This window comes from Pseudomonas sp. RA_5y_Pfl1_P24 (genome assembly GCF_963970945.1).
Lineage (GTDB): Bacteria > Pseudomonadota > Gammaproteobacteria > Pseudomonadales > Pseudomonadaceae > Aquipseudomonas > Aquipseudomonas tritici.
On record NZ_CAXAOJ010000008.1, the window covers coordinates 130,662 to 156,992 of the forward strand.

The following is a 26,331-nucleotide window of genomic DNA, read 5'->3' on the forward strand; positions in this document are numbered from 1 at the left end:
GGGCAATAACCCCACCGTAAGAACGCAAATCATCGGGAATAATTTAGCAAGGGGCGAGGTTTATTGAAGACGGCGCGAACGTAACAAAACCGATACCGACGAATTTTCTACATCCGGCACTTCATGATTTCGCTCGCTCGTTCGTCTTATTAACCAAGAGCGCTCATTTTTTTCCTGATCAGGCTCTGATAGGGAGTTTTAGCATGTACAACCCGCAAGTGCCCACGGATGGACATTCACCGGCTGCAGAGACCCATTTTGGCAGCGGTACACACGTGTTCGGCAAAACGCCGGAACAGCAAGGCAACCAGCGTATTCGCCACCTGCTCAAGTGTTTTGGCTTGCGCACCAGCCTGATCCGGCTGAAGGTCATTGACGCCCTGCTCACCGCCGCCGACAACCGACGCAGCCTCGGCGTGCGCGGCGTGCACAGCCATTTGCTGGAGCTGGGCATTCCGCTGTCATTTCTCAGCGTGCGCGAGGTGCTCAAGCGTCTGTGCAGCGAAGGCGTGATCACCCTCAATGCAGATAAAAGCTACAGCCTCCACGAAGAGGCTGCCAAGGTGATCGAAGGTCGCACCTGAGGCGCGACCTAGCGCTTAGAGCTTGACCTTGCGGCGCATGACACCGTTGATCACCACGACGACCACTGCGACGGCAATGGCGATGGTCTGGAACGTTTTCTCACTGATAACCCCAGTGTTCTGCAGGTAGGACAGGCCGAACATCGTCGCCAGTACGGCCAGGGCAATCAGAATCGAATATTTCAAACGTTGCTTTTGTGTCATGACGGGTTCCTGAACCTGAAAAATATAGCCGCTGTGAACGGGCCGACAGGCGCTCATGTTACAGGTGATGAAAAACTTTGGCTTGTCCGGCTGGATTTAGCCATTGACCGGCGGTACTCCATTAACACCCGATTACACTGTGAAAGGGAACGGCAACGGCGAGCACTGCCAATCAGAATTGTGCCTTTTCGACAGAAAGTCTGAAAGAACGCGCAGAACCTCTGAATTCACAGGTATTCGTTATGACCGCCAACAGCAGTGCCGCCAGGCTCCACTCAATTTCGCCTCCCCCCTATGCATCGCCAATGCAGCCAGACACTGTCACTGCAACGCAACCGATAAAGGCTGTGCCATCTTCCCCTGCGCCTAGACCGGGCTTTTTCAGTGGAGCCCTGGGCTGGCCCGTGCCATTGAGCGCGGAACAACAGCGAATAATCGAAAACCTCGTCGACCGTAACACCGCGCAGTTGGAAGGATTACCGCTGATCATGCGGCGCCACGGTGCGTTGGGCTACCTGCTCCAAGGGCGGCGCCTGTCCCCACTGGAACTGCGCGATCCTGCCAAGGCGTTGGAACTGCTGCTCGATACCCCGCGCGCACGAGCGCTGGGCAAGGCAATAGAGTCAGCATTGGCGGGTTTTCCAAATGCCACCCGTCGAGAGGATTATGTACTGGCGGCTATCCAGATAGGTCTGGATCCCGAGTCAATGACGGCTCCGGGCAGGAGCACCGTTGCTGGCTACAACCTTGCCCAAAACGATCATTGGGGTAAACCGGCCTCAGCAGTGATCAACGGTTTGAGCCGCCACATGGAGGGTGAGCGGCGTAGCGAAGCCGGTGACTTGGCGGCCCGGCTATTGCTGGCTCGGGTGGCACCGCAGTTTTTGCTAAAGGACATCCCTGACCATGTGGTCTATGGCAGCCACGCCTGGGCCACGCTGAGCATTCTGGTCGCCAGGCAAGAAGCCCACGTGCCGGGCTCGGCAAAAGAGATGACGTACGCTCAGCTCGTGGAAAACGCGGAGAACCTGGCGCCGCCCGCCTCCGAAGCGGCGCAGCGAGCAGCGTTGATCGACTGGGGTGTATGCAACGGTTATCTGCGCATCAGAAACGACGAGCATTACGGCAAGGATGAACTTGATCTGGTGCGAACTGCATTCAATGAGCAACTGGACCAAATGAAAGCGGCCTCGGGGCAACTGGACATCAAGCTACCGAGCCGCAAAGCGATGGCCCTGGCCGTACTCAAGCAAGCATTTCCGGATATTGATGAGCGTGTGTTTGAAATCAGGGGCTTGTCGATCAAGGATCGAGCGTTCAACCCAGGTTCGCGCTCGATGCTCGACATCGTCATGGAAGGGAATACCCTGGGTCCCTCCGATCTCTGGGAGACCCGCGACAGGCGTATTCCCATTGACGCATTCAACACGTGGAGCAAAACCGCAGCTGCCGACATCGCCGTTGAATTCGAGCCTGCATTGAACAGGCAAAAAGACCTTCACGCCACGCTGGTCAAGCAATTAGTGGCTCGACTGCCACTTGAAGACCGCACACGTTTTGCTAATGGGAAGCTCGAGTTCTTCAAGGAAAACACCTACGCGCCGGGTCTGCTTTCAGACACCCTTGAACGTCGAAAAAACAGCCTGCTGGTAAAAATCCAACACAATAAAAAAGACTTTGTCTACGAGCTTGACCCGGAGCATGGCCTGATCCGGGAACGACCCTTGCTGGAGGGAAAGATCCCAAGTAGTCGGCGTTTCTACAACATGATCCACAAGGTTGAGCGCTTTACACCTAAGGACAACAACACCGCGCATCTGCGTGAGGCACGGGTGGGTGACAGCTATCGATCGCCCCAGAGTTTTTCCAGTGAGCGCACTCGCCACATCGCCGACGCCTACGTCGAAGCACTCGGCCTTGACGCGCAGTCCAGGGGACTGACCTCCTTTGATAAAGAACGCGGACAACAGGAAGGATTGAAACAATTCCTGCTCGACCTCATCCCCCTGCGCTCGGCTATCAATAACTTCCAGGACGGCAACTACGGCGCAGGCCTGACGGACCTGGCCATCGATATCTTCGGCTTCGTTACCGCCGGGCTCGGTGCCGGTGCGAAGGTCGTGAAGGCGAGCTCCGCCGCAGTTTCTGGGGTGCAAAAAGCCCTCAAGGTGGCCAGGATACTGGGGGCCACGGCGATAAGTGAACTTAATCCAGTGAGTGGCGTAACGGATGTGATCAGAGGTACCGCAAACGTCATTGGCAAAGGAGCCAACTTCGCCGTGGAGCGCTATCGTTCCCTGTTCCGAGCCGCCGATGGAGCTGACTTGTTGGCCGCCAGTAAGAAACATGGCATCGCCGCCAGCGGTGAACTGCTGGTCGGCGACGCACGTGTCGAAACCATCGCCGTTTTCCACGAAGATCGTTGGTATCACTACGACCCCGTGACTCAGAAACCCTATGGTCCGCCACTCGACTACTTCACCCCTGCAAGCTGGGCGCAGTCCAATACGTTGATGCCGGCCAGCCGAACCTCGTCCGTCGTAGGCAACCATCGCTATAACCCGGTAGCTCTGAATTCGTACCCTCCTTTCCCGCCAACGATTGCGCCCACCCTGCCGCAGAAAACCGACCATTTAATGCCGGGTGAATACCTGAAAAATACCCAAGCCAAAGAGGTGCATGCCCATTTCACCCCATCGCGACTGGGGGCGACCCGGCAAAAATTTCTTAATGACATGAGTACGTTCTATATCCCGGCCACCGTCCCTGCAACGCGCCCACCGCTGCCGGTCCTTAACGGTTCGACTGCCCCGAATGACCTTATCGAGAAAGCGCTGGACCAAAATAATACGCTGGTATTTGGTGAGTCCCATCAAGGCATGTCGAGCTTTCAAACGCTCTACGATGCGATGGACACATTTCAGGCAAAGGGGGTCAGATCTTTTTTTTGCGAAGGACTGCTGCCCAAAAGCAACGGTGGCTGGCGCGACGCCGGCCTGGGCACTGTCGCCCATGATGCACGGACACCGGGCAAGTTTCCGACCTTGGCCGACTTGTTGAAAAAAGCCGAGCTCAATGGCATCAAGGTCATCCCGCTCGAACACTACTGGCTGACGAAACGTAAGGACGTGTCGGGTACCTACCACAACATCCGGCCTGATACGGCGTTATCCAAACAGCGCCTGGAAGAATTCAACTATTTTGCTACACGAACTATCGAGCAACATGCCAACGGCGGAAAATCTGTGGTGTTGGTCGGCCGTTCACACATGATGACGTGTGAAGGTGTGCCGGGCATCGCGGAACTCACCAATGGCATCGGCATCGGCATTTATGAAGGCTCGCAGACCATCGCCTCGAAAAGTACCTACCGCATCCCTAATCCCAATCAATCACTGCAAAAGGGTGACATGGCGGGTGATTTTCAAATATTCAGGAAAGTTGTTTAGTGCTCACCCTGCGCGGACTCACGTCGGGGCGGCGAGGATTTAATACCCCACCCGGCGCTTATCGCAAGGCGCACGCCTAGCGTTGCAACCCGGTGCCAGGTTGAGCGCATAGTTCAACCAACCAATCCACGAAGACGCGCACGCGCTGGGACAGCTGGCGATGCGGTGGATACAGAGCCGTCAGGGCCATCTTCGGCACCGCCAACCTTGGTAGCACCTCCACCAGCGTGCCTTCGGCCAATTGGCGCATTGCGTGATAATTCGGCGCCTGTATCAGGCCGAACCCGGCTTCGCATGCGGCAAAGTAGCCGTCGGAACTGTTCACCGCCAACCCTTTGAGCAGGTTGACCGTCTGTAATTCGCCGCCCACCTCAAACTCCAGGCCGAACCGTTTGCCGCTGGCGCTGGAGACGTACTCGACCATCTGGTGATCGACCAGGTCTTCGAATGAAGTGGGAACCCCTCTGCGCGCCAGGTACTCCGGACTCGCCAGGGTGAGTTGATCCATCATCGCCAAAGGCCTCGCCACCAGCGATTCGTCCAGGGCCAGGCCGCCGCGCAGCACGCAATCCACGCCCTCGCGAATCAGGTCCACCGGGCGGTCGTTAAGGCCGATCTCCAGTTCGATCTGCGGGTAGCGCGCAGCGAATGACGGCAATGCGGGGATCACGATCAAGCGGCCAATGCCCGACGGCATATCCACGCTCAGGGTGCCGCGCGGGTTCTGGCGCTGGGTGGAAAACACCGCTTCGGTTTCTTCCAGGTCTGTCAGCAGTTGTACGCAGCGCTGGTAATACGCGGCGCCATCCAATGTAGGGCTGACTTGACGCGTGGTGCGTTGCAACAGTTGCACGCCCAGGTGTGCTTCCAATTGCTTGATCAGGATGGTCACCGAAGCGCGTGGCAATTGCAGGCTGTCGGCCGCCTTGGCAAAGCCGCGCAGTTCGACGATCCGTGTGAACACGCGCATCGCGTTAAAACGGTCCAAGTGCAGGTTCTCCATTGGATTATTTAGATAATACGAACAGTGATAGCACTTTTAGCCGGTTTATCCAGTTTTTGTCGAGCGTGACAATGGAGTCCTTCCCCATTAAGGAGCTGACCCCATGCACACCCGTCCACTCGGTACAAACGGCCCACTCGTCTCCGCCATCGGCCTCGGCTGTATGGGCATGAGCGATTTCTACACGCCTGGCAACGACACTCGGGAAGCCACCGCCACCCTGCATCGCGCGTTGGAGCTGGGCATCAATTTCCTGGACACTGCTGACATGTACGGCCCGCACACCAATGAACAACTGATCGGCAAAGCCATCGCTGGCAAACGCGAGCAGGTGTTCCTGGCCAGCAAGTTCGGCATCCTTCGCGACCCGGCCAACCCCGCGTTGCGCGGCGTCAATGGCCGCCCCGAGTACATCCGCGAAGCCATCAACGGCACCCTGCAGCGCCTGGGTGTAGAAACCCTGGACCTGTACTACCAGCACCGTATCGACCCGGAGGTCGCCATCGAAGAAACCATCGGCGCGATGGCCGAGCTCGTGCAACAAGGCAAGGTGCGTTACTTGGGCCTGAGCGAAGCCTGCGCCGCCACCCTGGAACGCGCTCACAACGTGCATCCGATCAGCGCCCTGCAAAGCGAGTACTCGTTGTGGAGCCGCGACCAGGAATACAACGGTTGCCTCGCCACCTGCCAGCGCCTGGGTATCGCATTTGTACCCTATAGCCCGCTCGGCCGTGGCTTCCTCACGGGCGCACTGAAAAGCCCGGATGACTTCGGCGCCGATGATTACCGTCGCTTCAACCCGCGCTTCCAAGGCGGAAACTTCGTCAAAAACCTGCAACTGGTGCAGCAAGTGCAGGCGCTGGCAGCCGATAAAGGTGTCAGCGCCGGGCAACTTGCGCTGGCCTGGGTATTGGCGCAGGGCGATTACATCATTCCGATTCCCGGCACCAAGCAGCGCAAGTACCTGGAAGAAAATGCGGCGGCCGTTTCAATCAACCTCAGCCAGGCAGAACTGGCAGCACTGGAGGCGATCTTCCCCGCCGACGCTCCCGCCGGCTTGCGCTACCCCGCGGCGGTAATGGCCATGCTGGATATCTGATCAAAGGAGCGCCCTCAAAAGGCGCTCTTTTTTTCTTGCACGAGGGTACCTAAAGCTCCTGCTATCCAAGCCGATAGCCCTACGAAGCTCTAATAAAGCCGCGTCGACAATAAACGCTTCGTAAGGACGACCTCATGCCCACACTGCGCTCCATCCAAGCCCGCTATACCCTGTTCCTGGTGCTGTTCGTCCTGGTCTTATTTGTATTGACCGTGGTGGGAATCGGCCAGTTGGTCGCGCCTACGCTGCGTCATACCGAAGAACAGGTGGTGCTCAACCGCATCGCTGAGGTCGCCGAGCAAATCCAGGGCGAGCTGAACAAGGTTCAGTCCCAGCAACGCACCATCACTCAGACCATCCCTTTGCTCGACAGCGATGCCATCGACAAAGTCCTCCCAGGCCTGGTCGACCAGTACGGCGAGCTGAAAGTCTTCGGCGGCGGGATCTGGCCGTTACCCAATCAACGCACGCCTGGACGCAACAAGCACAGCACGTTCTGGCACCGTGATGCCTCCGGCAAGCTGGCGGTGAATACGTTCTGGAACAGCGACCCCGCACCTAACTACTACGACCAGAGCTGGTACAAAGGTGGCCTGGCCTCGCCGCGCGGCCAATGCGCCTGGGCCGCCGCCTACAAGGATGACGCCAGCCAGGAGCCGCGTACCAACTGCGCCATGGCGATCCAGCGCGACGGCGTGCCGTATGGTGTCGCCACCATCGACGTGACCCTGGGTTTCTTCAACGACCTGGTGGCCAGCAAAGAAAAAGACATCGGCGGGCAAATGCTGATCGTCGAAGGCGACGGCAAGATCATCAGCAACAGCACGCGCATCAGCAGCCCCGTGGTGTTGAAAAACATCAGCGAACTCAGCGGCTCCTCGGCGTTTGCCGCCCAGGTCAGCAAGGCCCTGGCCCAGCGCGACCAGGCGCTGCAACGCAGCGAGTTCGACAACCAGGGCGTGGCCAGCACCTTTTATATGCGCCCGATCGCCGGCACGCCGTGGTTCCTTGCCACCGCCCTGCCCACCTCGCTGATTACCGCCCAGCGCGATGACGTACTCGGCACCCTGGCCCTGCTGCAAATTCCCATGGTATTGCTGCTGGTGCTGCTCGCGGTGTATGCGATCCGCCAACTGGTGCAGCGCATGAAGTCGCTGAAAACCAATATCGACGCACTGTCCGCCGGCGATGCCGACCTGACGCGACGCATCACCATCCGCGCAGAAGACGAACTGGGTGCCATTGGTCACTCGGTGAACCACTTTATTGTCTACTTGCAGAACATGATCGGCGAAGTCACACAAGCCACCGGCGCCATGTCGTCGAGCCTTGAGCAACTGCAGCGGACCTCGGCGCACACCAACCAGATTCTGGTGCGGCACGCCTCGGAAACCGACCAGACGGTAACCGCCATCACCGAAATGAGCTCCACCGCCGACACCGTCGCGCAAAACGCCGCCGAAACCGCTGCGTTCACCCAGCGCGCCAATGAGCACGCTGACCGTTCCCGTGTGGTTGTGGGTGAGGCCTCCAACAGCGTCAGCGCCTTGATAGGCGAAGTCTCCAGCGCCACCCACAGCGTGGAAAACATGCGCCAGGACGCCGCACGCATCACCGAAACCCTCGGCGTGATCGGTGCAATTGCCGGCCAGACCAACCTGCTCGCCCTCAACGCCGCGATTGAAGCGGCGCGGGCCGGGGAACAAGGCCGTGGTTTTGCGGTGGTCGCCGATGAAGTCCGCGCCCTCGCCGCACGCACTCAGGCCAGCACCTCGCAGATCAACGAAATGCTCACCCGCCTGACCGCGGGCGTCAGTTCCTCGGTAGCCGCCATGGAAAACACCCAGGCCAGCTGTCAGTCGGCGGCGGATGCCACGGCGCGGGTGAACACCGGCCTGGACGAAATGGCAGGTTCCGTCAGCCATATCAACAACCTCAGCACCCAGATCGCCACGGCCGCCGAGCAGCAAAGCGCAGTGACCGAGGAGATCAACCGCAGCATGGTGCAGATCCGACAAATGGTCGAAGAGCTGGTAGAGAGCGGCCACGCCACTGAAACCAATACCCAGAGCCTGCTGGATGCGAATGGCCGGGTGATTGCCTTGATGAGTCGCTTCAAAGTGCGGTGATAAATGGCTGAAACACTCCCGTGCCAAAGCGCGGGAGTGGGACTATTCTGACAGTTCGAAGACGCCACACAGGAGGTGTGCCATGCGCGCAGCCGAGCAGTCGTTCCGCTTGGAGCGGATCAGTCAGGAACGCTTTATCCAGGCTCCCATCGAAGCCGTTTACGACTATGTGACCCAACCGGATCGCTGGCACGAATGGCACCCCACCTCCCTCAGCGCCGACACTGGCACCACCGGCTCACTGCCCGCCGGCGCACGTTTCACCGAGTTCATCGACTTGCTGGGTGTGCGTGTGCCGATGAGTTACCGCGTACAGGTCGCCCGGCGCCCCGGCGAATTCAAGACGGTGTTCACCTCCCTGGCGGTTGATGGCTCCATCCACTATTTCCTGCTGCCCCATCAAGGCGGCACGCTGTTCAAGCGTGTATTGACGTATGAAACCGAATTGCAGCTGACCACGTTGCGTGAACGCATGATCGAACTCTCGGCGATTGCCCTCGGCCAGCTCAAGCATCGGATGGAAAATCCCCCCTTCGTATAATTTTGAAACATTCCTGCCCTGCCTGCGGAGCTGTGGACGCTGGCCTGCTTGTAACGACGCCGTCATGATCGCCGCCATCCCAACGGCTAACGCCTGCACGCGAGTCTCCCCTATGAAAAGCACATTACGCTTGGCCCTGCTGTCTGCCCTGTTCACCACCACCCTCGCCCAGGCCGCCGACCTGATTCCCATCGACGTGCACCGTGACGCCAACTGCGGCTGTTGCAAAAAGTGGATCAGCCATCTGGAAAGTAACGGTTTCAAGGTCAACGACCACGTGGAAGCCGACATGAGCGCCGTCAAACAACGCCTGGGCGTGGCACCGCGCCTGGGCTCGTGCCATACCGCCGTGATCGACGGCAAATTCGTTGAAGGCCATGTGCCCGCCGATCAAGTGCTGGCCCTGCGCAAACGCAACGACCTGCTGGGCATTGCTGCACCGGGCATGCCCATGGGCTCACCGGGCATGGAAGTGAAAGGCCGCAGCGAGGCCTATCAAGTCATCGGGCTGACCCGTGAGGGTAAAGATGTCGTGGTGGCTGAATACCCGGCGCAATGATCGCGGGCTACCTGGGATTATTCTTCGCGGCGTTTGGCGCCGCGACCTTACTGCCACTGCAATCGGAAGCCGTGATGGTCGGCCTGCTGCTCAGCGGGCATTACAGCCTAGGGCTGTTGCTGGGGGCTGCCACGCTGGGCAACGTGCTGGGGTCGGTGGTTAACTGGTGGCTCGGACGCTGGGTTGAGCACTTTAAGGAACGGCGCTGGTTTGCGGTCAGCAACAGGCAGTTGGACAAAGCCCGTCAACATTACGCGCGATGGGGGCATTGGACCCTTTTGCTCAGTTGGGTGCCGATCATTGGCGACCCGCTGACGTTGGTCGCCGGGGTGATGCGTGAGCCTCTGTGGCGATTCCTGCTGCTGGTGACCCTGGCCAAAAGCGTGCGTTATGGCGTGCTCGCGGCAATCACCTTACAGTGGGTGTTAATCCCCACTTAATCCCCTCGCAACAGCATCCGAGCACCCTTTTTCGGAGCCCCGCCAATGCCTCTGACCCGTGCTTTTTGCATCGCCGGCCTGCTCGCGGCCAGTACCGCCCCGGCGTTCGCCGCGACCTACGGCCCCGAGCTGCAAGGCTTCGAATACCCCTACCCACTTCAGCATTTCGAATTTGAATCCCAGGGCAAGGCCTTGCAAATGGGCTATATGGACGTGCCCGCCAAAGGGCAGGCCAACGGCCGCAGCGTGGTGCTGATGCACGGCAAGAATTTCTGCGGCGCCACATGGGAAGGCTCGATCAAAGCCCTGAGCGACGCCGGTTACCGGGTCATCGCGCCGGACCAGATCGGCTTCTGTAGCGCCAGCAAGCCCGATCACTATCAATACAGCTTCCAGCAACTGGCAACCAACACCCACCAGTTGCTGGAAAAGCTCGGCATTCAAAAAGCCACCCTCATCGGTCACTCCACCGGCGGCATGCTTGCCACGCGCTATGCACTGATGTACCCCGCGCAGACCGAACAGCTTGGGCTGGTCAATCCGATTGGCCTGGAAGATTGGAAGGCCTTGGGCGTGCCTTCCCTCACCGTCGACCAATGGTATGAGCGCGAGCTGAAAGTCAGCGCCGAAGGCATTCGCAACTACCAACTCACCACCTATTACGTCGGGCGCTGGAAGCCGGAATACGAGCGCTGGGTGGACATGTACGCCGGCCTGAGCAACGGCCCGGGGCATACGCTGGTCGCGTGGAATTCGGCGTTGATTTACGACATGATCTTCACCCAGCCGGTGTACTACGAGTTCAAAAACCTGCAAATGCCCACGCTGCTGCTGATCGGCACGTCCGACAACACCGCCCTTGGCAAAGACGTCGCACCGCCAGCGGTCAAGGCCCAGCTCGGCAACTATGCCGTGCTGGGCAAGCAAGTCGCCAAGTTGATTCCCCATGCAACGCTGGTGGAATTCCCAGGCTTGGGGCATGCACCGCAGATGGAGGAACCGGCCCAGTTTCACAAAGCCCTGTTGCAGGGGCTGAACGCGCTCTAATCCAACCTTTTTCGAGGTGCTCGTGAATGTCGGTACAGATCGCAGTCATTGATGATTGGCAGAATGTGGCCAGTGGCGTGGTGGATTGGTCGGTCCTGCAGGCCGTGGGCAATGTGCACTTTCTGCACGATTACCCGGCAGATACTGCCACCATGATCGAGCGTTTGAAGGGCTTTGCGGTGATTTGCGTGATGCGCGAACGCTCGACCTTCGACAAAGCCCTGCTGCAAGGCCTGCCTGCGCTCAAATTGCTGGTGACCGGCGGCATGCGCAACGCGGCGATCGACATTCGTGCTGCCAAGGCCCTGGGCATCACGGTATGCGGCACCGACAGCTATAAACACGCGGCGCCGGAACTGACCTGGGCGTTGATCATGGCCTCCACCCGTAACGTGGTGGCCGAAGCCAACTCGTTGCGTGCTGGCCACTGGCAGGTTGGCCTCGGCGGCGACCTGTATGGCAAGACCCTGAGCATTCTCGGGCTCGGTAGCATTGGCCAGAAGGTCGCGCAATTCGCCCAGGTGTTCGGCATGCGCGTGATTGCCTGGAGCGAAAACCTTACGCCTGAGCGTGCCGCACAGTCAGGCGTTACGTGGGTCAGCAAGAGAGAGCTGTTTGAACAGGCCGACGTCCTCACCGTGCACCTGGTACTCAGCGACCGCAGTCGTGGTTTAGTGGATGCCGAGGCCCTGGGTTGGATGAAGCCCACTGCCCACTTGGTCAATACCGCACGTGGGCCGATTGTGGATGAGCAGGCGCTGGTGCATGCACTGGAAACCGGGCGCCTGGCGGGGGCGGCGCTGGATGTATACGCCGAGGAACCGTTGCCGGTGGAGCACCCGTTCCGCCGCTTGGCAAATGTGCTGGCCACGCCACACGTGGGGTATGTAAGCCAGCAGAATTACCGGCAGTTCTATTCTCAGATGATCGAAGATATCCACGCTTGGACAAACGGCCTGCCCATTCGCGTGCTGGGCTAACGCACCATTCAAGGGCAACCCTCTTGCAGTGAGCGGGCTTGCCCCGCGCTGGGGCGCGAAGCGGCCCCAAAACCGTCACACTGGGGTTTCACTGCAGCACCGCGCAAACTAGATTAGGAGCGCTGCGCACTCCGGCGCGGGAAAAGCCCGCTCACTACAACCCCCTCCCTTCGCGCAAAGCATATCGTTACAAGTATTTTGTCCTACAAAATTCTCGTATAAACCCTACAGGCTCTAGGATCTGTCCTAGACTGATGGCCGATGGGTCCGTTTCAAAACAAAAACCCCGCGAAAATAATCGAAACTTTCCAACTCTGCCGTAGGTCAGGTTGAGGGTAAGGCGTGCAAAAGCGGTTCATACCAGATGCCGTCTATCCAATCTTTTTAAGCTAACCGTGCAACTGGCATACGACTTGCCAGTTTTGTCATGCACTTATGCGCTTGGCCGCAGGATGCGGTCATCGGAGCTAGTGGCAGCGGGCCACTAGCCGGCCAACACGTGGAGATAACTATGAACAGTGCCGCTGCAAGTATTCAGGGAGAGCGTGTTAGTAAGCCAGTTGGCGGGTCGACCTCTTTAGTCGACCTCAACACGGCGCGGCCCGTCCCAAGCCACAATCCAAATCGTAAAAAGGTGCTGTTCGTCACGTCCGAATTTGCCGACCTTGTCAAAACCGGCGGGCTGGGCGATGTGTCTGCGGCGCTGCCCCGCGCCATGGCCCATCTGCACGATGTCCGGGTGCTGATCCCCGGTTACCCGCAGGTGATGGAAAGCGATAACCCGATCCACATCATTGGTGAGCTGGGTGGCCACGCCGCGTTGCCGCCGTGCAAGATCGGGCGCATGGACCTCAAGGACGGTCTGGTCATCTATGTATTGATCTGCCCCGAGCTTTACGAACGGGAAGGCACGCCCTACGGCGCCAACAACGGCCGTGACTGGCCGGACAACCATATTCGCTTCGCCCGCCTGGGCCTGGCCGCCGCTGACATGGCCGCCAACCTGGCGCAGATTCACTGGTGCCCGGACCTGGTGCACGCCCACGACTGGCCCGCTGGCCTTGCCCCGGCCTATATGCACTGGCGTGGGTCACGCACCCCGACGCTGTTCACCATCCACAACCTGGCCTACCAGGGCGTGATCAGCCTGGCCTCCACGCCAGAGTTGGGTATTCCCCCCCACGCCTTGCAACAGGAAGGCATGGAGTTCTACGGGAAGATGTCGTTCCTCAAGGCCGGCATGGCGTATTCCAGCCATATCACCACTGTGAGCGCGACCTACGCCCGGGAAATCACCACCCCGGAATTCGGCTGCGGGCTTGATGGCTTTTTGGCCAGCAAGACCCAGCAAGGTCTGCTCAGCGGCATTCCCAACGGGATCGAAGACAGCTGGGAAACCTCCACTGATCCGCACCTGACGCACAACTTCAATATCGGCGACTGGGAAGGCAAGGCAATCAACGCCGCCCAAGTGCGCAACCTGTTCGGTTTGAATGAATCGACCGGCCCGCTGTTCGCCGTCGTGTCGCGCCTGGTGTTCCAGAAAGGCCTCGACCTCACCGAGGCCGTTGCCAGCTTTATCGTCGAGCAAGGTGGGCAGATCGCGATCATCGGTCGCGGCGAGCCGGAAGAAGAGAATGCCATGCGTGAACTGGCGCTGCGCTTCCCTGGCCAAATCGGCGTGCGCATCGGTTTCAACGAGACGGATGCCCGACGCATGTTCGCCGGCAGCGATTTCTTGTTGATGCCGTCGCGCTACGAGCCCTGCGGTCTCAGCCAAATGTATGCCCAGCGCTTCGGTTCGCTGCCCGTCGCCCGTAACACCGGTGGCTTGGCCGACACCATCGAAAATGGCGTGACCGGGTTCCTGTTCAATGAATCCACCGTCGACAGCTACAAAGAAGCCTTGAACCGAGCGTTCAAGGTGTTTGCCTTCCCAGGCCTGCTCAATGCCATGCGCAGCCGGGCAATGACGCAGCCATTCAACTGGAGCCAGGCGGTGGAACCCTACGCCGAGCTCTACGAACAACTGGTGGCTAAGGCACTGGGGAAATCCGCTAAATAATCGAAGGAAGGTCTCTATAGATGCCGTTACGGACTCTGGAAACCTGGCCCCACGGCGCAATCATGCTGGACGCGCAACACACGCGTTTTGCCTTGTGGGCGCCAGACGCGTTTTATGTCAGCGTTGAATTGGAAGATGGCAAGTCCGTCGCCATGCTGCCTCAGGCAGATGGCTGGTTCGAAACAGAAATCAAGTGCCCCGCGGGCACGCGCTACCGCTACAACATCGATGGAGAAATGGATGTACCCGACCCGGCGTCCAGGGCTCAAGCCGAGGACGTACATGGTTGGAGCCTGGTAGTCGACCCGCTCGCCTATCAGTGGCGACACAGCGATTGGCAAGGCCGCCCGTGGCACGAAGCAGTGATCTACGAACTGCATGTCGGTGCACTGGGCGGTTACGCAGAAGTCGAGAAACACCTGCCACGCCTGGCTGAGCTGGGTGTCACCGCGATTGAATTGATGCCTTTGGCGCAATTTCCCGGCGAACGCAATTGGGGCTACGACGGGGTCCTGCCCTACGCGCCCCAAGCTTCCTACGGCACCCCCGAACAGCTCAAGCACCTGATCGACAGCGCCCACGAGCATGGCCTGGCGGTAATCCTTGACGTGGTCTACAACCACTTCGGGCCCGACGGCAACTACCTGGGGCAGTACGCCAAGGGTTTCTTCCAGGAAGACGTGCACACCCCATGGGGGGCGGGTATCGACTTCGATCGCCGTGAAGTGCGCGACTTCTTCCTGGATAACGCCTTGATGTGGCTGCTTGAATACCGCTTCGATGGGCTGCGCCTGGACGCGGTGCATGCCATCGACAATCCGGAGTTTCTCAAGGAGTTGGCGCACCGGGTTCGCGAGGAAGTGGACACGGGTCGGCACGTCTGGCTGACCCTGGAAAACGAGCTGAACCAGGCCGGCCTCCTGGAGTACGAGCACGACTTCGACGCGCAATGGAACGATGACTTCCACAACGTCATGCACGTCCTGCTGACGGGCGAGACGGACGCTTATTACAGCGACTTTGCCCACGAACCTACGGCCAAATTGGCCCGTTGCCTGAGCGAAGGTTTTATCTATCAGGGCCACACCACTCGGCATGGCCATGCGCGCGGTGAACCCAGCGGGCATCTGCCACCGGGCGCATTTGTGGCGTTCTTGCAGAACCACGACCAGATCGGCAACCGCGCTCTGGGCGAACGCCTGCACCAACTCTGCTCGCCCCAGGCGTTGGAGGCCGCGACCGCCCTGCTGTTGCTGTCGCCGATGATTCCGCTGATGTTCATGGGTGACGAGGTGAATGCCAGCGCGCCATTCCTGTTCTTCACCGACCACCACGGCGAGTTGGCCGAAGCGGTACGTGAAGGTCGGCGCAATGAGTTCGCTGACTTCGCGGCGTTCAAGGATCCGGAACGACGTGAACGCATTCCCGACCCCAACAACGCTTCCACCTTTCAACAATCGGCACCGTTGTTTACCGACACCCCCCACGCCCAGCTCTACCGCCAACTGCTGGGCCTGCGCCACCGTCACATCGTGCCGCACTTGCCGGGCAGCGTGACACTGGGCGCCGAGGTGTTGGCCGAGGGCGCCGTCACTGCCCGTTGGCGCTTGGGTAACGGCAGCGTGCTGCAGATTGACCTCAACCTGAGCGCCACGGCCCTGGATCATCCGGCGACAGCCCCCGTCCTTTTTGAAACGCATGCCGAGGCGGGCACTCACTTGCCGCCGTATAGCGCACGCGTCACCTTATCCCCTGCTGGAGAGCACCCTTGAGCGAAGCGAACCTGGAAATCCTCGCCAGCCGAGCGGGCCTGGCCGTCGATTGGATCGACGCAAACGGTCGCCCGCAACGTGTGAAAGCCGACGCCCTGCGCGCCGTTCTCAAAGGCCTGGGCCACCCCGCCGATAGCGATGCCGAGATCGACGCCAGCCTGTACGAACTGGAACAGGTGCAACAAAACAAACACCTGCCACCGTTGCTGACCATCGACAGCGGCGAAGGGCTGGACCTGGCGCGCTACTTTGAACCAGACACCCTGTGCCGGGTCAGCCTTGAAGAAGGCGAAACCCTGGAACTGCGGCTTGATGCCGACGCAGTGCTGCCGGGCATCATTGCACTCGGCTACCACCACGTGCAGATCGCCGGCCAAACGTTCACCCTGGCCGTCGCACCCACCCATTGCTACAGCGTGGCCGAAGCCGTCGACACACAACCCGCCCGCGCCTGGGGCGTGAGCGCGCAATTGTATTCCTTGCGGCGCCTGGGTGATGGCGGCTTTGGCGACACCCTGGCGCTGGAGCAACTGGCCCGCTCGGCCGCCGAACGCGGCGCCGACGCCCTGGCGATCAGTCCGATGCACGCGATGTTCAGCGCCGACACCGGTCGCTACAGCCCCTACTCGCCATCGAGTCGTTTGTTCCTCAACGGTTTGTACGCTTCGCCTGGCTGCATCCTGGGTGAACGCGAAGTGCGCAACGCCATCGAGGCCATCGGCCTGACGGATGAATTGCACGATCTGGAGCAGCACACCCTGATCGACTGGCCATCGGCCGCCAAGACCAAGCAGCGACTATTGCGTGCACTGTATGAAGACTTCCGCCACGGCCACCACCCACAACACGCCGATTTCCTGAGCTTCCGCCAGGCCGGTGGCGAGGCGCTGGAAAACCACTGCCGCTTCGAAGCCGTGCAAGCTGCTCGTGCCGCGAAGGGTGAAGCGCTCGACTGGCGCCACTGGCCGCAGGATTGGCGCACGCCCCAGAGCCCGGCTCTGGCTCAGTTCGCCGAAGAAAACAGCGATGAAATCGGCTACTTCGCTTTCAGCCAATGGCTGATCGCCCGTTGCCTTGAGCGCGCGCAGCAGGCCGCCCGAGGCAGCGGCATGGGCGTCGGTTTGATCGCCGACCTGGCCGTGGGCGCCGACGGCGGCGGCAGTCAGGCCTGGAGCCGCCAGGATGAGTTGCTCGCCAACCTGACCGTCGGCGCGCCGCCCGACATCCTCAACCGTGCCGGCCAGGGCTGGGGCATATCCGCGTTCTCACCTGAAGGCCTCAAGCGCCATGGTTTTCGCGCCTTCATCGAAATGCTGCGTGCCAACTTCGCCCATGCTGGCGGTTTGCGTATTGACCATGTGATGGGCCTGCAACGCCTGTGGGTAATCCCCATGGACGCCTCGCCCACGGACGGCGCCTACCTGTATTACCCGGTGGACGACCTGTTGCGCTTGCTGGCGTTGGAATCCCAGCGCCACCAGGCGATTGTGCTCGGTGAAGACCTCGGCACGGTGCCGGATGGCCTGCGCGAAAAACTCATCGCCCGCTCGATCCTGGGCATGCGCGTGTTGCTGTTCGAGCAAAACCACGAAGGCCAGTTCAGGCCGATCCTCGACTGGCCCGACAACGCGCTGGCCACCACCAGCACCCACGACTTGCCTACGCTCAACGGCTGGTGGCACAGCAGTGATATCGACTGGAACATCCAGCTCGGCCTTATCGATGCGCCGACTGTGGAGCAATGGAGCGAGCACCGCCTGCGCGAACGCCAGGCTCTGCGCAAGGCCTTGAGCCAGGACCCGCAGAATTTCGTCGACGAAATTCGCAATGAAACCGACCATATGATCGACGCCAGCGTGCGCTACCTCGGCCACACCCGCGCGCCGCTGGTCCTGCTGCCGTTGGAGGACGCCCTGGGCGTCGAAGAACAGCCCAACCTGCCCGGCACCACCGACACCCACCCCAACTGGCGCCGCCGCCTGCCGGGTGAGGCCTCCAGCCTGCTCGACAATGCCGGGGCCGCCCGCCGCCTCGAACTGTTGGCCGTCGCGCGCAACCAAGCCTATGAGCGTGACCGATGAAAGCACTGCCCCTGCGCGCCACCCAGCGCCTGCAATTCCATAAAGACTTTACCCTCGATGATGCGGTGCCCTTGGTGCCGTATTTTGCCCAATTGGGCATCAGTCATCTGTATGCCTCACCACTGCTAAGCGCCCGCGCCGGGTCCATGCATGGCTACGACGTCGTCGACCCCACCAGCGTCAACCCGGAACTGGGCGGCGAAGCGGCCTTGCGCCGCCTGGTCGCGGCGCTGCGTGAGCACAATATGGGGCTTATCCTCGATATCGTCTCCAACCACATGGCGGTGGGCGGCGCGGATAACCCTTGGTGGTTGGACCTGCTGGAGTGGGGTCGCCTGAGCCCCTACAGCGAGTTCTTCGATATTCAGTGGCATTCGCCCGACCCGTTGCTCAAGGGCCAACTGCTGATGCCATTCCTAGGCAGCGATTATGGCGAAGCCCTGCAGACCGGCGCGCTGACCTTGCGGTTCGACGCCCCCCACGGCGCGTTCTACGTCGAGCATTACGAACACCGCTTCCCGATCTGCCCAAAGGAATACGCAGCGATCCTGGGCACCGGTGAACTGCTCAAGCCCCTGGCGGAGCGCTTCACCGCCCTCGCCTATCAGGACGACGCCTACCATGAGGCTCAGTGGCTGAAGCAGGCCTTGGCCGAGCGTGCCACCGAGGTGTTGCCAGCCATTGAACAACGGCTGGCCGAGTTCGACGGACGCCAACCCGAGGGCTTCAACCGTCTGCATCAGTTGCTCGAACAACAGGCCTACCGCCTGGCCAGTTGGCGCACCGCAGCGGACGATATCAACTGGCGGCGCTTCTTCGATGTCAACGAACTCGGCGGCCTGCGCGTAGAACGCACGGCGGTGTTCGAAGCCACCCACGGTAAAATCTTTGACCTGATCAGCGAAGGCCTAGTAGATGGCCTGCGCATCGACCATATCGACGGCCTGGCCGACCCGCGTGGTTACTGCCGCAAGCTGCGCCGCCGCGTCGATTCGCTGTCGCCAGAGCGGCATCTGCCGATCTTTGTGGAAAAAATCCTCGGAGAAGGCGAAACCCTTCGTGAAGACTGGCAAGTGGACGGCACCACAGGCTACGAATTCATGAACCAGCTCTCGCTGCTGCAACATCACCCGGACGGCTTTGAGCCGCTGGCCGACTTGTGGACTCGCCACAGCGAACGGCCGTCGGCCTTCATCGAGGAAGCCCGACTGGCACGCCAGCAAATCCTCAATGGTTCACTCGGCGGCGACTTTGAAAGCGTGGCCCGCGCGCTGCTGCAAGTGGCGCGCGACGACGTGATGACCCGCGACCTGACCCTGGGCGCGATCCGCCGCGCCTTGCAGGAACTGATCGTGCACTTCCCGGTGTACCGCACCTACATCAGTGCCCGTGGGCGCAGCGCCGCCGACGACAAGGTATTCCAGCAAGCCATGGAGGGCGCTCGCACGACCTTGGGCGAAGGCGACTGGCCGGTACTCGAGCACCTGGAGAAATGGCTGGGTGGCCAGCCGTGGCGCAATCGCCCGGTAGGCCGTGAACGCAAGATCCTCAAACATGCCTGCGTGCGCTTCCAGCAACTGACCTCGCCCGCGGCCGCCAAGGCGGTGGAAGACACTGCGTTCTATCGTTCGGCGGTATTGCTATCGCGCAATGACGTGGGCTTCAGCACCGAGCAGTTCAGCGCGCCGTTGGCCGACTTTCATGCGGTAAACGGGCAACGCTTGCAGCGCTTCCCCGACAACCTGCTGGCCACCGCCACCCACGACCACAAGCGCGGCGAAGACACGCGCGCGCGCCTGGCGGTGCTCAGCGAATGCGCGCCGTGGTACGTCGAGCAAGTAGAGCACTGGCGCAGCCTCGCCGCCCCGTTGCGTACCGATGCAAACACGCCGTCAGCCGGCGATGAATTGATCCTCTATCAGGCATTGCTGGGCAGTTGGCCGCTGGACATTGCCTCCAACTTCGAGGGTTACCAGCAGCGCCTGTGGCAGTGGCAACAAAAAGCCCTGCGTGAAGCTAAGTTGCAGAGCAGCTGGAGCGCGCCCAACGAGGCCTATGAACAAGGCGTCGAGGCATTCCTGTCGCGGCTGTTGCTCAGCGATGAAGGCCACCCATTGCGCACCGCTATCGGTAACGCCGCCCAGGCGATTGCCCCGGCCGGCGCCTTGAATGGCCTGGCGCAATCCTTGCTTCGCATCACTGTGCCGGGTGTGCCGGACCTGTACCAGGGCGATGAGTTCTGGGACTTCAGCCTGGTAGACCCGGACAACCGCCGCCCAGTGGATTTCAATGCACGGCAACACGCATTGGATACACCACCGGACATTGGCGAACTGCTGTTCAACTGGCGCGACGGGCGTATCAAACAGGCGCTGATTGCTCAGGTGCTGGCCGTGCGCAAGGCCCATCCCGAGCTGTTCCGCAGCGCCACCTACACACCGCTGGACGTGGTGGGCAAGCACGCTGAACGGGTGGTCGCGTTCTGTCGTGAACACCAGGGCAAACGCCTGCTGGTGGTGGTGCCACGCTGGCCGCATCGCTTGCTTGAAAACGGTGTGCATCCCCAGATCAATGCGCAGGTTTGGGGCGATACGCGGGTGAAATTACCGTTCGCCGCGACAACCCAAAACTGGAAGGGACTTTTTCATACAGGCGCAGTCACACCAGACAAGGAGCTGTTGGTTAGCACTGCCCTGGGGGATTTCCCGGTCAATGTCTTTATCAATCCTGATGATCAAGAAAGCTGAAAATTTTCTGCGAGGAGCATTGTGATGAGTACTGAAGACAAACGCATACGCGAGCTGGCGCATCAGATCTGGGAGTCCGAAGGCAAACCCCACGGTGAAGATGCGCGGCACTGGGAAATGGCGCGCAAGCTGGCGGAAGCCGAGGCCTTGACGCCAAGCAAGCCAAAGGCGGGGGCCAAACCCAAGGCAAGCGCGCCTAAACCGTCGCCAAAGGCCAAGCCTTCGGCACCTGCGGCCAGCAAGCCAGCACCAGCGGCCGCTAAAAAGCCGCCGGCGCCGAAGAAGCCCAAGTCTTGACCTCACACCGCTTGCCGACGCCGTCGGCAAGCGGTGATTTCTTATTCCAAATTGTCAGCTGAAATCTCGTCAGCACGGCCGCGTTCGGCCTGAAAAAAGACCCTGCAGGAGCAACACAATGAGCAAACCCGATAAAACCTCACCGACGCCGGACAGCGAACCGTCGCGGATTCGTGAAGGTTTGCCCTTCCCGCTTGGCGCGACCTGGGATGGTCTGGGCGTCAACTTTGCACTGTTCTCAGCAAATGCCACGAAGGTTGAGCTGTGCCTGTTCGATGACACCGGTGAGATTGAGTTGGAGCGTATTGAACTACCGGAATACACCGACGAAATCTTCCACGGTTACCTGCCCGACGCCCACCCTGGGCTGATTTACGGCTACCGTGTCTACGGTGCATACGACCCGGCCAACGGCCACCGCTTCAACCACAACAAATTACTGATCGACCCCTATGCCAAACAGTTGGTGGGCGAACTCAAATGGTCGGAGGCGCTGTTCGGCTATACCATCGGCCACCCCGACGACGACCTTAGCTTCGACGAACGCGACAGTGCGCCCTTCGTGCCCAAATGTAAGGTCATCGACCCGGCGCACACCTGGGGCAACGACCAGCCGGTGCGTGTGCCGTGGGACCGTACGATCATTTATGAAACCCACTTGCGCGGCATCAGCATGCGCCACCCTTCCGTGGGCGAATCCGTGCGCGGCACCTGCGCCGGTCTCATGGAAGACGATGTACTCAAGCACATCCGCCAGTTGGGCATTTCCTCCGTCGAATTGCTGCCGGTACACGCATTCGTCAACGACCAGCATCTGCTGGAAAAAGGCATGACCAATTACTGGGGCTACAACAGCATCGCGTTTTTCGCCCCGGACCCGCGCTACCTGGCCAGCGGCAAAATCGCCGAGTTCAAGGAGATGGTCGCGCACCTGCATGAACAGAAGCTCGAGGTGATCCTCGATGTGGTCTACAACCACACCGCCGAAGGCAACGAACGCGGCCCGACCCTGTCCATGCGTGGCATCGACAACGCCTCGTACTACCGCCTGATGCCGGATGACAAACGTTTCTACATCAACGATTCCGGCACCGGTAACACCTTGGACCTGAGCCACCCTTGCGTGCTGCAGATGGTCACTGACTCGCTACGTTATTGGGCGACGGAAATGCACGTCGACGGTTTCCGCTTTGACCTGGCGACCATCCTCGGGCGCTATCGCGACGGTTTCGACGAGCGCCACAGCTTCCTCGTGGCCTGCCGCCAGGACCCGGTGCTGCGCCAGCTGAAAATGATCGCCGAGCCTTGGGACTGCGGCCCTGGTGGCTACCAAGTGGGCAATTTCCCGCCGGGCTGGGTGGAATGGAATGACCGCTTCCGCGACACCGTGCGCGCGTTCTGGAAAGGTGATGACGGCCAGTTGGCGGATTTCGCTGCGCGCATGACCGCCTCGGGTGAGATGTTCAATCATCGTGGCCGCCGCCCTTACAGCTCGGTGAATTTCATCACCGCGCACGATGGTTTCACCTTGCACGATCTGGTGTCCTACAACGACAAACACAACGAAGCCAACGACGAGAACAACCAGGACGGTAGCAACAATAACCTTTCGTGGAACCACGGCGTAGAAGGCCCCACCGAAGATCCGGAGATCAACGCACTGCGCCTGCGCCAGATGCGTAACTTCTTCGCAACGCTGCTGTTGTCCCAAGGCACGCCGATGCTCGTGGCCGGTGACGAATTTGCCCGCACCCAACACGGCAACAATAATGCCTACTGCCAAGACAGCGAGATCGGCTGGGTCAACTGGGACTTGGACGACGACGGCAAGGCGCTGCTCAAATTTGTGAAACGCCTGATCAAGCTGCGCCTGACCTACCCGATCCTGCGTCGTGGACGCTTCCTGGTGGGCGATTACAACGAAGATATCGGCGTGAAGGACGTGACCTGGCTATCGCCAGATGGCACCGAGATGACCACCGAACAGTGGCAAGACAGCCACGGCCGTTGCCTCGGCATGTTGATGGATGGCCGCGCCCAGGAAACCGGGATTCGCCGTGCCGGCGCCGATGCGACCTTGCTGCTGGTGGTCAACGCCCACCACGACATGGTCAATTTCCGCCTGCCGCCAGTGCCAGAGGGTGAGTTCTGGTCCTGCATGCTCGACACCAACGAGCCCGCGGTGCGTGGTCAGGAACGTTTCGACTTTGAACATGAATACGCGGTGACCGGCCGCTCGTTGCTACTGTTTGAGCTGCAGCACGAAGACGAGGTGTGAGATGGCGTTGCATGGACTCCTTCAAGGCTACCGGGGCTATGCGGACACGCAAGCCCTGGGCGCCGCCCTGAAGGCGCTTCAGGAGGAAGGCCTGGACCAACTGCCCTTGCCGGGCAGCGGGCAGACGTTGGAACGGTTCAGCCGCTTGGCGCAGGTGGCAGGTCACGACCTACGCCTGTGCAAGCTGTTTGAAGGCCATACCGATGCCCTGGCAATCATCGCCGAGCTCAACAGCCCCTTGCCGCCCTTGGGCAGTACGTGGGGCATGTGGGCGGCCGAGCCCCCCACGGCCAAGGTGCATGTGCGCAAAGAGGGCCAACGCCTGCTGGTGCAAGGGCGTAAAGCCTGGTGCTCCGGCGCGGCGGTGGTCAGCCATGGGTTGTTGACGGCCTGGGACGAAGAAGATCGCCAGCAGTTGGTGGCGGTGCACATGGACCAGCCCGGCATCACCGTGACTGACCAGGGCTGGAATGCCGTGGGCATGGCGGCCACCGGCAGTGTGGAAGTCGTGTTTGATGGGGCGTGGGGGCTTGCCGTGGGCAGCCCCGGTGATTACCTCACCCGCCCCGGCTTCTGGCAGGGCGGCATCGGCATCGCAGCCTGCTGGTACGGCGCGGCGCAACGCCTGGCGGAAGTCTTGCACGAACACTGCAATAAACGCCCTGAACCGCATGCCCTCGCCCATCTCGGCGCCGTCGACAGTGCATTGAACAGTGCCGCCTGCGTGCTGCGCGCCAGTGCCGAACACCTCGACCGAGAACCGCAGGCTGACGCCAGGGCGTTGGCCCAACAGACGCGTGCCTGCATCGAAGACACCGTTGAGCAAGTGATTCGCCACCTTGGCCGCGCCGTCGGTGCGGGTCCGTATTGCAAGGACCCGCACTTCGCCCAGTTGATGGCGGACCTGCCGGTGTATGTGCGCCAAAGCCATGCCGAGCGCGACTTGGCCGGTCTTGGCGAACTGGCCGCGGGCGCGCCCACAGGAAGGTGGCAGCTATGAAAGCCAATCCGATTGTTGGCCAGGGTACGCCGCTGCATCACTGGCAGGCGTCGCCGAAAATGGCCGAGTTGCCACAGATCAGCGTCGAGCAGTTGGTGCCTGAAGGCCATCGTGCAGTGATCATTGCCCCGCATCCGGATGACGAAGTGCTGGGTTGCGGCGGGCTGATGCAGGGGTTGGCGGCGCTGGGCCGGCCAATACAGTTGATTTCAGTCACCGATGGCAGCGCCAGTCATCCCGGTTCGCAACGTTGGCCGGTCGAGCGCTTGAGCGTGGTGCGCCCCCAGGAGTCAGCACAGGCCCTGCATCGTCTCGGCCTGCCTGCCCACAGCTTGAAATGGCTGCGCGCGGGCTTTAGCGACAGCAAGGTCGCGGCGCGCGAGGATGAACTCGCTGCGTTTATCCAGCGTTACCTCAAACCCAACGATGTAGTGTTCACCACTTGGCGTGAAGACGGCCATTGCGACCATGAGGCCGTTGGCCGTGCCAGCGCCAAGGCATCCGAAGCCGTGGGCGCAACCCTGTATGAGGTACCGGTGTGGACCTGGCACTGGGCAACCCCCGAAAACAGCCTGGTGCCCTGGCACCGCGCGCGCAAGATTGCGCTGAGCTGCGAAGCCGTCGCCCGCAAGCGCCATGCCATCCATGCCTTCGCCAGCCAGCTGGAAGGTGACCCGCAGGTAGGCCTCGCGCCAGTGCTCGCGCCCTATGTGGTGGAGCGCTTGTTGCAGCCCTTTGAAGTGGTGTTCGTATGAGTGTGGCCACGCCTTACTTCGACCAATTGTTCGCCGAGAACGACGATCCCTGGTCCTTTCGCCAGCGCTGGTACGAGCGACGCAAACGCGCACTGACCCTGGCGATACTCACGCGGCCGCGCTATGCCTCGGTGTTCGAGCCCGGTTGCGCGAATGGCGAGCTGAGCTTCGAGCTGGCGCCACGTTGCGACCGCCTGCTGTGTTGCGACACCGCCGCCGCCGCCGTGGCGCTGGCGGGTAGCCGGCTGTTGGGTTTCCCGCATGCGCAGGTGCAGCAAAGCCGCTTGCCGGACCATTGGCCCACCGGCCAGTTCGATCTGATCGTATTGAGCGAGCTGTGCTACTACCTCGATGCAAACGACCTGAGCGAGTTGATTGATCGCGCCCGCGCGTCGCTTACCGACGACGGCCAGGTGCTGGCCTGCCATTGGCGCCCGCCTATCGAAGGTAGCCCGCAGACTGCCGAGCAGGTGCACGCGCTGCTCGAGCAGCGCCTGGATATGCCGCGGATCGCAAGCCATCACGAACACGACTTTCTTCTTGATCTATGGAGCCGCGATGGCACCTCGGTCGCCACCCTTGAGGGCTTGCGATGATCGGTATTCTGATCCCGGTACATAACGAAGAGGCGTTGCTGGGCGACTGCCTTGAAGCGGCGCTGATCGCGGCTGGCCACCCCGGATTGATGGGCGAAACAGTCACTATTCTGGTCGTGCTCGACAGTTGCAGCGATGGCAGTGCCGCCATTGCCCAGGCCTACCCGGTGCAGTACCTCGAAGCCCAGGCGCGCAATGTGGGGCATGTGCGCGGCGTTGGCGCGCGCCACCTGCTCAATCAGGGCGCGCGCTGGATCTCCTGCACGGACGCCGACAGCCGGGTTGCCCCGGACTGGCTGGTGGCGCAGCTGGCGCTGGGGGTGGATGCGGTGTGCGGCACTGTCACGGTGGACGCTTGGAGCGAAGATTTCGACCCCGCGGCACAAATTCGTTATCTGCAAGGTTATGAGGCCCGTGACGGTCATCGGCATATCCACGGTGCCAACCTGGGCGTGAGCGCTGGCGCTTATGTGCGTGCCGGCGGTTTCGAACCGCTGCCGTGCCATGAAGATGTCCAATTGGTGCGCAACCTTGAGCGGTGCGGCGCCTCCATTGCCTGGAGCCATACGCCGCAAGTGATCACCAGTGCGCGCCTGCACGCCCGCGCAAAAGGCGGGTTTGGCGATTATTTGAAGAGTTTGATGCACGCCACTTAAAAAACGGCGTTACTGAATGTAAAAGCGACCAATCCTTGTCTATGCTGAG

The 26,331-nt window shown here is 60.8% G+C and carries 21 protein-coding genes; 19 read left to right on the forward strand and 2 right to left on the reverse strand.

Annotated features, from left to right (window positions below; all coding sequences use genetic code 11):
- The first annotated feature begins 203 nt into the window (after nt 1-203).
- Nucleotides 204-584, forward strand: coding sequence for a fe2+ zn2+ uptake regulation protein (locus AACY30_RS15380; protein ID WP_339472025.1), 381 nt, complete (start codon nt 204-206; stop codon nt 582-584).
- Nucleotides 585-599: 15 nt separating this feature from the next.
- Here the strand turns inward: AACY30_RS15380 and AACY30_RS15385 are convergent, their stop codons facing one another.
- Nucleotides 600-788 (reverse strand): hypothetical protein, encoded by a 189-nt coding sequence (locus AACY30_RS15385; RefSeq protein WP_049713137.1) that lies wholly within the window; start codon nt 786-788, stop codon nt 600-602.
- Between the two features lie 410 nt (nt 789-1,198).
- Here AACY30_RS15385 and AACY30_RS15390 point away from each other — a divergent pair, with 410 nt between their 5' ends.
- Nucleotides 1,199-4,237 carry a membrane-targeted effector domain-containing toxin gene (locus AACY30_RS15390; protein WP_339540620.1) on the forward strand — a complete coding sequence of 1,013 codons (3,039 nt, stop codon included), beginning with the start codon at nt 1,199-1,201 and terminating at the stop codon, nt 4,235-4,237.
- A 76-nt stretch (nt 4,238-4,313) separates the two neighbouring features.
- On the opposite strand, the gene AACY30_RS15395 is transcribed toward AACY30_RS15390, so the two are convergent.
- Nucleotides 4,314-5,225 carry a LysR family transcriptional regulator gene (locus AACY30_RS15395; RefSeq protein ID WP_339472027.1) on the reverse strand — a complete coding sequence of 304 codons (912 nt, stop codon included), beginning with the start codon at nt 5,223-5,225 and terminating at the stop codon, nt 4,314-4,316.
- A 118-nt stretch (nt 5,226-5,343) separates the two neighbouring features.
- Here AACY30_RS15395 and AACY30_RS15400 point away from each other — a divergent pair, with 118 nt between their 5' ends.
- The 17 genes from AACY30_RS15400 (at nt 5,344) to AACY30_RS15480 (ending at nt 26,282) form a co-directional block, all read left to right on the forward strand.
- Nucleotides 5,344-6,339 carry an aldo/keto reductase gene (locus AACY30_RS15400; RefSeq protein ID WP_339472028.1) on the forward strand — a complete coding sequence of 332 codons (996 nt, stop codon included), beginning with the start codon at nt 5,344-5,346 and terminating at the stop codon, nt 6,337-6,339.
- Between the two features lie 134 nt (nt 6,340-6,473).
- Nucleotides 6,474-8,468: a methyl-accepting chemotaxis protein gene (locus tag AACY30_RS15405; RefSeq protein WP_339416067.1), complete on the forward strand. Its 1,995-nt coding sequence runs from the start codon at nt 6,474-6,476 to the stop codon at nt 8,466-8,468.
- Between the two features lie 82 nt (nt 8,469-8,550).
- Nucleotides 8,551-9,009, forward strand: a complete 459-nt coding sequence (locus AACY30_RS15410) for an SRPBCC family protein (RefSeq protein WP_339540621.1) — start codon at nt 8,551-8,553, stop codon at nt 9,007-9,009.
- Between the two features lie 112 nt (nt 9,010-9,121).
- Complete coding sequence (locus tag AACY30_RS15415; RefSeq protein WP_339472029.1) at nt 9,122-9,568, forward strand: DUF411 domain-containing protein; 447 nt, start codon at nt 9,122-9,124, stop codon at nt 9,566-9,568.
- Complete coding sequence (locus tag AACY30_RS15420; protein ID WP_339472030.1) at nt 9,565-10,008, forward strand: YqaA family protein; 444 nt, start codon at nt 9,565-9,567, stop codon at nt 10,006-10,008. Before AACY30_RS15415 ends, AACY30_RS15420 begins: the two co-directional genes overlap by 4 nt.
- A gap of 45 nt (nt 10,009-10,053) precedes the next feature.
- Nucleotides 10,054-11,055 carry an alpha/beta fold hydrolase gene (locus AACY30_RS15425; protein WP_339472031.1) on the forward strand — a complete coding sequence of 334 codons (1,002 nt, stop codon included), beginning with the start codon at nt 10,054-10,056 and terminating at the stop codon, nt 11,053-11,055.
- Nucleotides 11,056-11,081: 26 nt separating this feature from the next.
- On the forward strand, nt 11,082-12,035 hold the full coding sequence (locus AACY30_RS15430) for a D-2-hydroxyacid dehydrogenase family protein (protein WP_339472032.1): 954 nt from the start codon (nt 11,082-11,084) through the stop codon (nt 12,033-12,035).
- A 511-nt stretch (nt 12,036-12,546) separates the two neighbouring features.
- Nucleotides 12,547-14,100 carry a glycogen synthase GlgA gene (gene glgA, locus AACY30_RS15435; protein ID WP_339472033.1) on the forward strand — a complete coding sequence of 518 codons (1,554 nt, stop codon included), beginning with the start codon at nt 12,547-12,549 and terminating at the stop codon, nt 14,098-14,100.
- 20 nt (nt 14,101-14,120) lie between these two features.
- Nucleotides 14,121-15,872, forward strand: a complete 1,752-nt coding sequence (gene treZ / locus AACY30_RS15440; protein ID WP_339472034.1) for a malto-oligosyltrehalose trehalohydrolase — start codon at nt 14,121-14,123, stop codon at nt 15,870-15,872.
- Nucleotides 15,869-17,953, forward strand: coding sequence for a 4-alpha-glucanotransferase (gene malQ, locus AACY30_RS15445; RefSeq protein WP_339540622.1), 2,085 nt, complete (start codon nt 15,869-15,871; stop codon nt 17,951-17,953). Before treZ ends, malQ begins: the two co-directional genes overlap by 4 nt.
- Nucleotides 17,950-20,700 (forward strand): malto-oligosyltrehalose synthase, encoded by a 2,751-nt coding sequence (locus AACY30_RS15450; RefSeq protein ID WP_339540623.1) that lies wholly within the window; start codon nt 17,950-17,952, stop codon nt 20,698-20,700. Before malQ ends, AACY30_RS15450 begins: the two co-directional genes overlap by 4 nt.
- Nucleotides 20,701-20,724: 24 nt before the next feature.
- Nucleotides 20,725-20,997, forward strand: a complete 273-nt coding sequence (locus tag AACY30_RS15455) for a DUF2934 domain-containing protein (RefSeq protein ID WP_339540624.1) — start codon at nt 20,725-20,727, stop codon at nt 20,995-20,997.
- A 118-nt stretch (nt 20,998-21,115) separates the two neighbouring features.
- Nucleotides 21,116-23,275 carry a glycogen debranching protein GlgX gene (glgX, locus tag AACY30_RS15460; protein ID WP_339540625.1) on the forward strand — a complete coding sequence of 720 codons (2,160 nt, stop codon included), beginning with the start codon at nt 21,116-21,118 and terminating at the stop codon, nt 23,273-23,275.
- 1 nt (nt 23,276) lies between these two features.
- Nucleotides 23,277-24,275, forward strand: coding sequence for an acyl-CoA dehydrogenase family protein (locus tag AACY30_RS15465; protein ID WP_339540626.1), 999 nt, complete (start codon nt 23,277-23,279; stop codon nt 24,273-24,275).
- Nucleotides 24,272-25,030 carry a PIG-L deacetylase family protein gene (locus AACY30_RS15470; protein ID WP_339540627.1) on the forward strand — a complete coding sequence of 253 codons (759 nt, stop codon included), beginning with the start codon at nt 24,272-24,274 and terminating at the stop codon, nt 25,028-25,030. The genes AACY30_RS15465 and AACY30_RS15470 overlap by 4 nt, the downstream gene beginning before the upstream one ends.
- Complete coding sequence (locus AACY30_RS15475; RefSeq protein ID WP_339540628.1) at nt 25,027-25,626, forward strand: SAM-dependent methyltransferase; 600 nt, start codon at nt 25,027-25,029, stop codon at nt 25,624-25,626. Before AACY30_RS15470 ends, AACY30_RS15475 begins: the two co-directional genes overlap by 4 nt.
- Nucleotides 25,623-26,282, forward strand: coding sequence for a glycosyltransferase (locus AACY30_RS15480; RefSeq protein ID WP_339540629.1), 660 nt, complete (start codon nt 25,623-25,625; stop codon nt 26,280-26,282). Before AACY30_RS15475 ends, AACY30_RS15480 begins: the two co-directional genes overlap by 4 nt.
- The last annotated feature ends 49 nt before the right edge of the window (nt 26,283-26,331 follow it).

Bases quoted from the DNA above. Each gene is read 5' to 3' on its own strand.
- AACY30_RS15385 (WP_049713137.1), bottom strand. From the start codon at position 788: ATGACACAAAAGCAACGTTTGAAATATTCGATTCTGATTGCCCTGGCC.
- AACY30_RS15470 (WP_339540627.1), top strand. From the start codon at position 24,272: ATGAAAGCCAATCCGATTGTTGGCCAGGGTACGCCGCTGCATCACTGG.
- AACY30_RS15415 (WP_339472029.1), top strand. From the start codon at position 9,122: ATGAAAAGCACATTACGCTTGGCCCTGCTGTCTGCCCTGTTCACCACC.
- AACY30_RS15450 (WP_339540623.1), top strand. From the start codon at position 17,950: ATGAAAGCACTGCCCCTGCGCGCCACCCAGCGCCTGCAATTCCATAAA.
- treZ (WP_339472034.1), top strand. From the start codon at position 14,121: ATGCCGTTACGGACTCTGGAAACCTGGCCCCACGGCGCAATCATGCTG.
- AACY30_RS15465 (WP_339540626.1), top strand. From the start codon at position 23,277: ATGGCGTTGCATGGACTCCTTCAAGGCTACCGGGGCTATGCGGACACG.
- AACY30_RS15475 (WP_339540628.1), top strand. From the start codon at position 25,027: ATGAGTGTGGCCACGCCTTACTTCGACCAATTGTTCGCCGAGAACGAC.
- AACY30_RS15410 (WP_339540621.1), top strand. From the start codon at position 8,551: ATGCGCGCAGCCGAGCAGTCGTTCCGCTTGGAGCGGATCAGTCAGGAA.
- glgX (WP_339540625.1), top strand. From the start codon at position 21,116: ATGAGCAAACCCGATAAAACCTCACCGACGCCGGACAGCGAACCGTCG.
- AACY30_RS15425 (WP_339472031.1), top strand. From the start codon at position 10,054: ATGCCTCTGACCCGTGCTTTTTGCATCGCCGGCCTGCTCGCGGCCAGT.
- AACY30_RS15380 (WP_339472025.1), top strand. From the start codon at position 204: ATGTACAACCCGCAAGTGCCCACGGATGGACATTCACCGGCTGCAGAG.
- AACY30_RS15420 (WP_339472030.1), top strand. From the start codon at position 9,565: ATGATCGCGGGCTACCTGGGATTATTCTTCGCGGCGTTTGGCGCCGCG.
- AACY30_RS15400 (WP_339472028.1), top strand. From the start codon at position 5,344: ATGCACACCCGTCCACTCGGTACAAACGGCCCACTCGTCTCCGCCATC.
- AACY30_RS15455 (WP_339540624.1), top strand. From the start codon at position 20,725: ATGAGTACTGAAGACAAACGCATACGCGAGCTGGCGCATCAGATCTGG.
- AACY30_RS15430 (WP_339472032.1), top strand. From the start codon at position 11,082: ATGTCGGTACAGATCGCAGTCATTGATGATTGGCAGAATGTGGCCAGT.
- AACY30_RS15405 (WP_339416067.1), top strand. From the start codon at position 6,474: ATGCCCACACTGCGCTCCATCCAAGCCCGCTATACCCTGTTCCTGGTG.
- glgA (WP_339472033.1), top strand. From the start codon at position 12,547: ATGAACAGTGCCGCTGCAAGTATTCAGGGAGAGCGTGTTAGTAAGCCA.
- AACY30_RS15480 (WP_339540629.1), top strand. From the start codon at position 25,623: ATGATCGGTATTCTGATCCCGGTACATAACGAAGAGGCGTTGCTGGGC.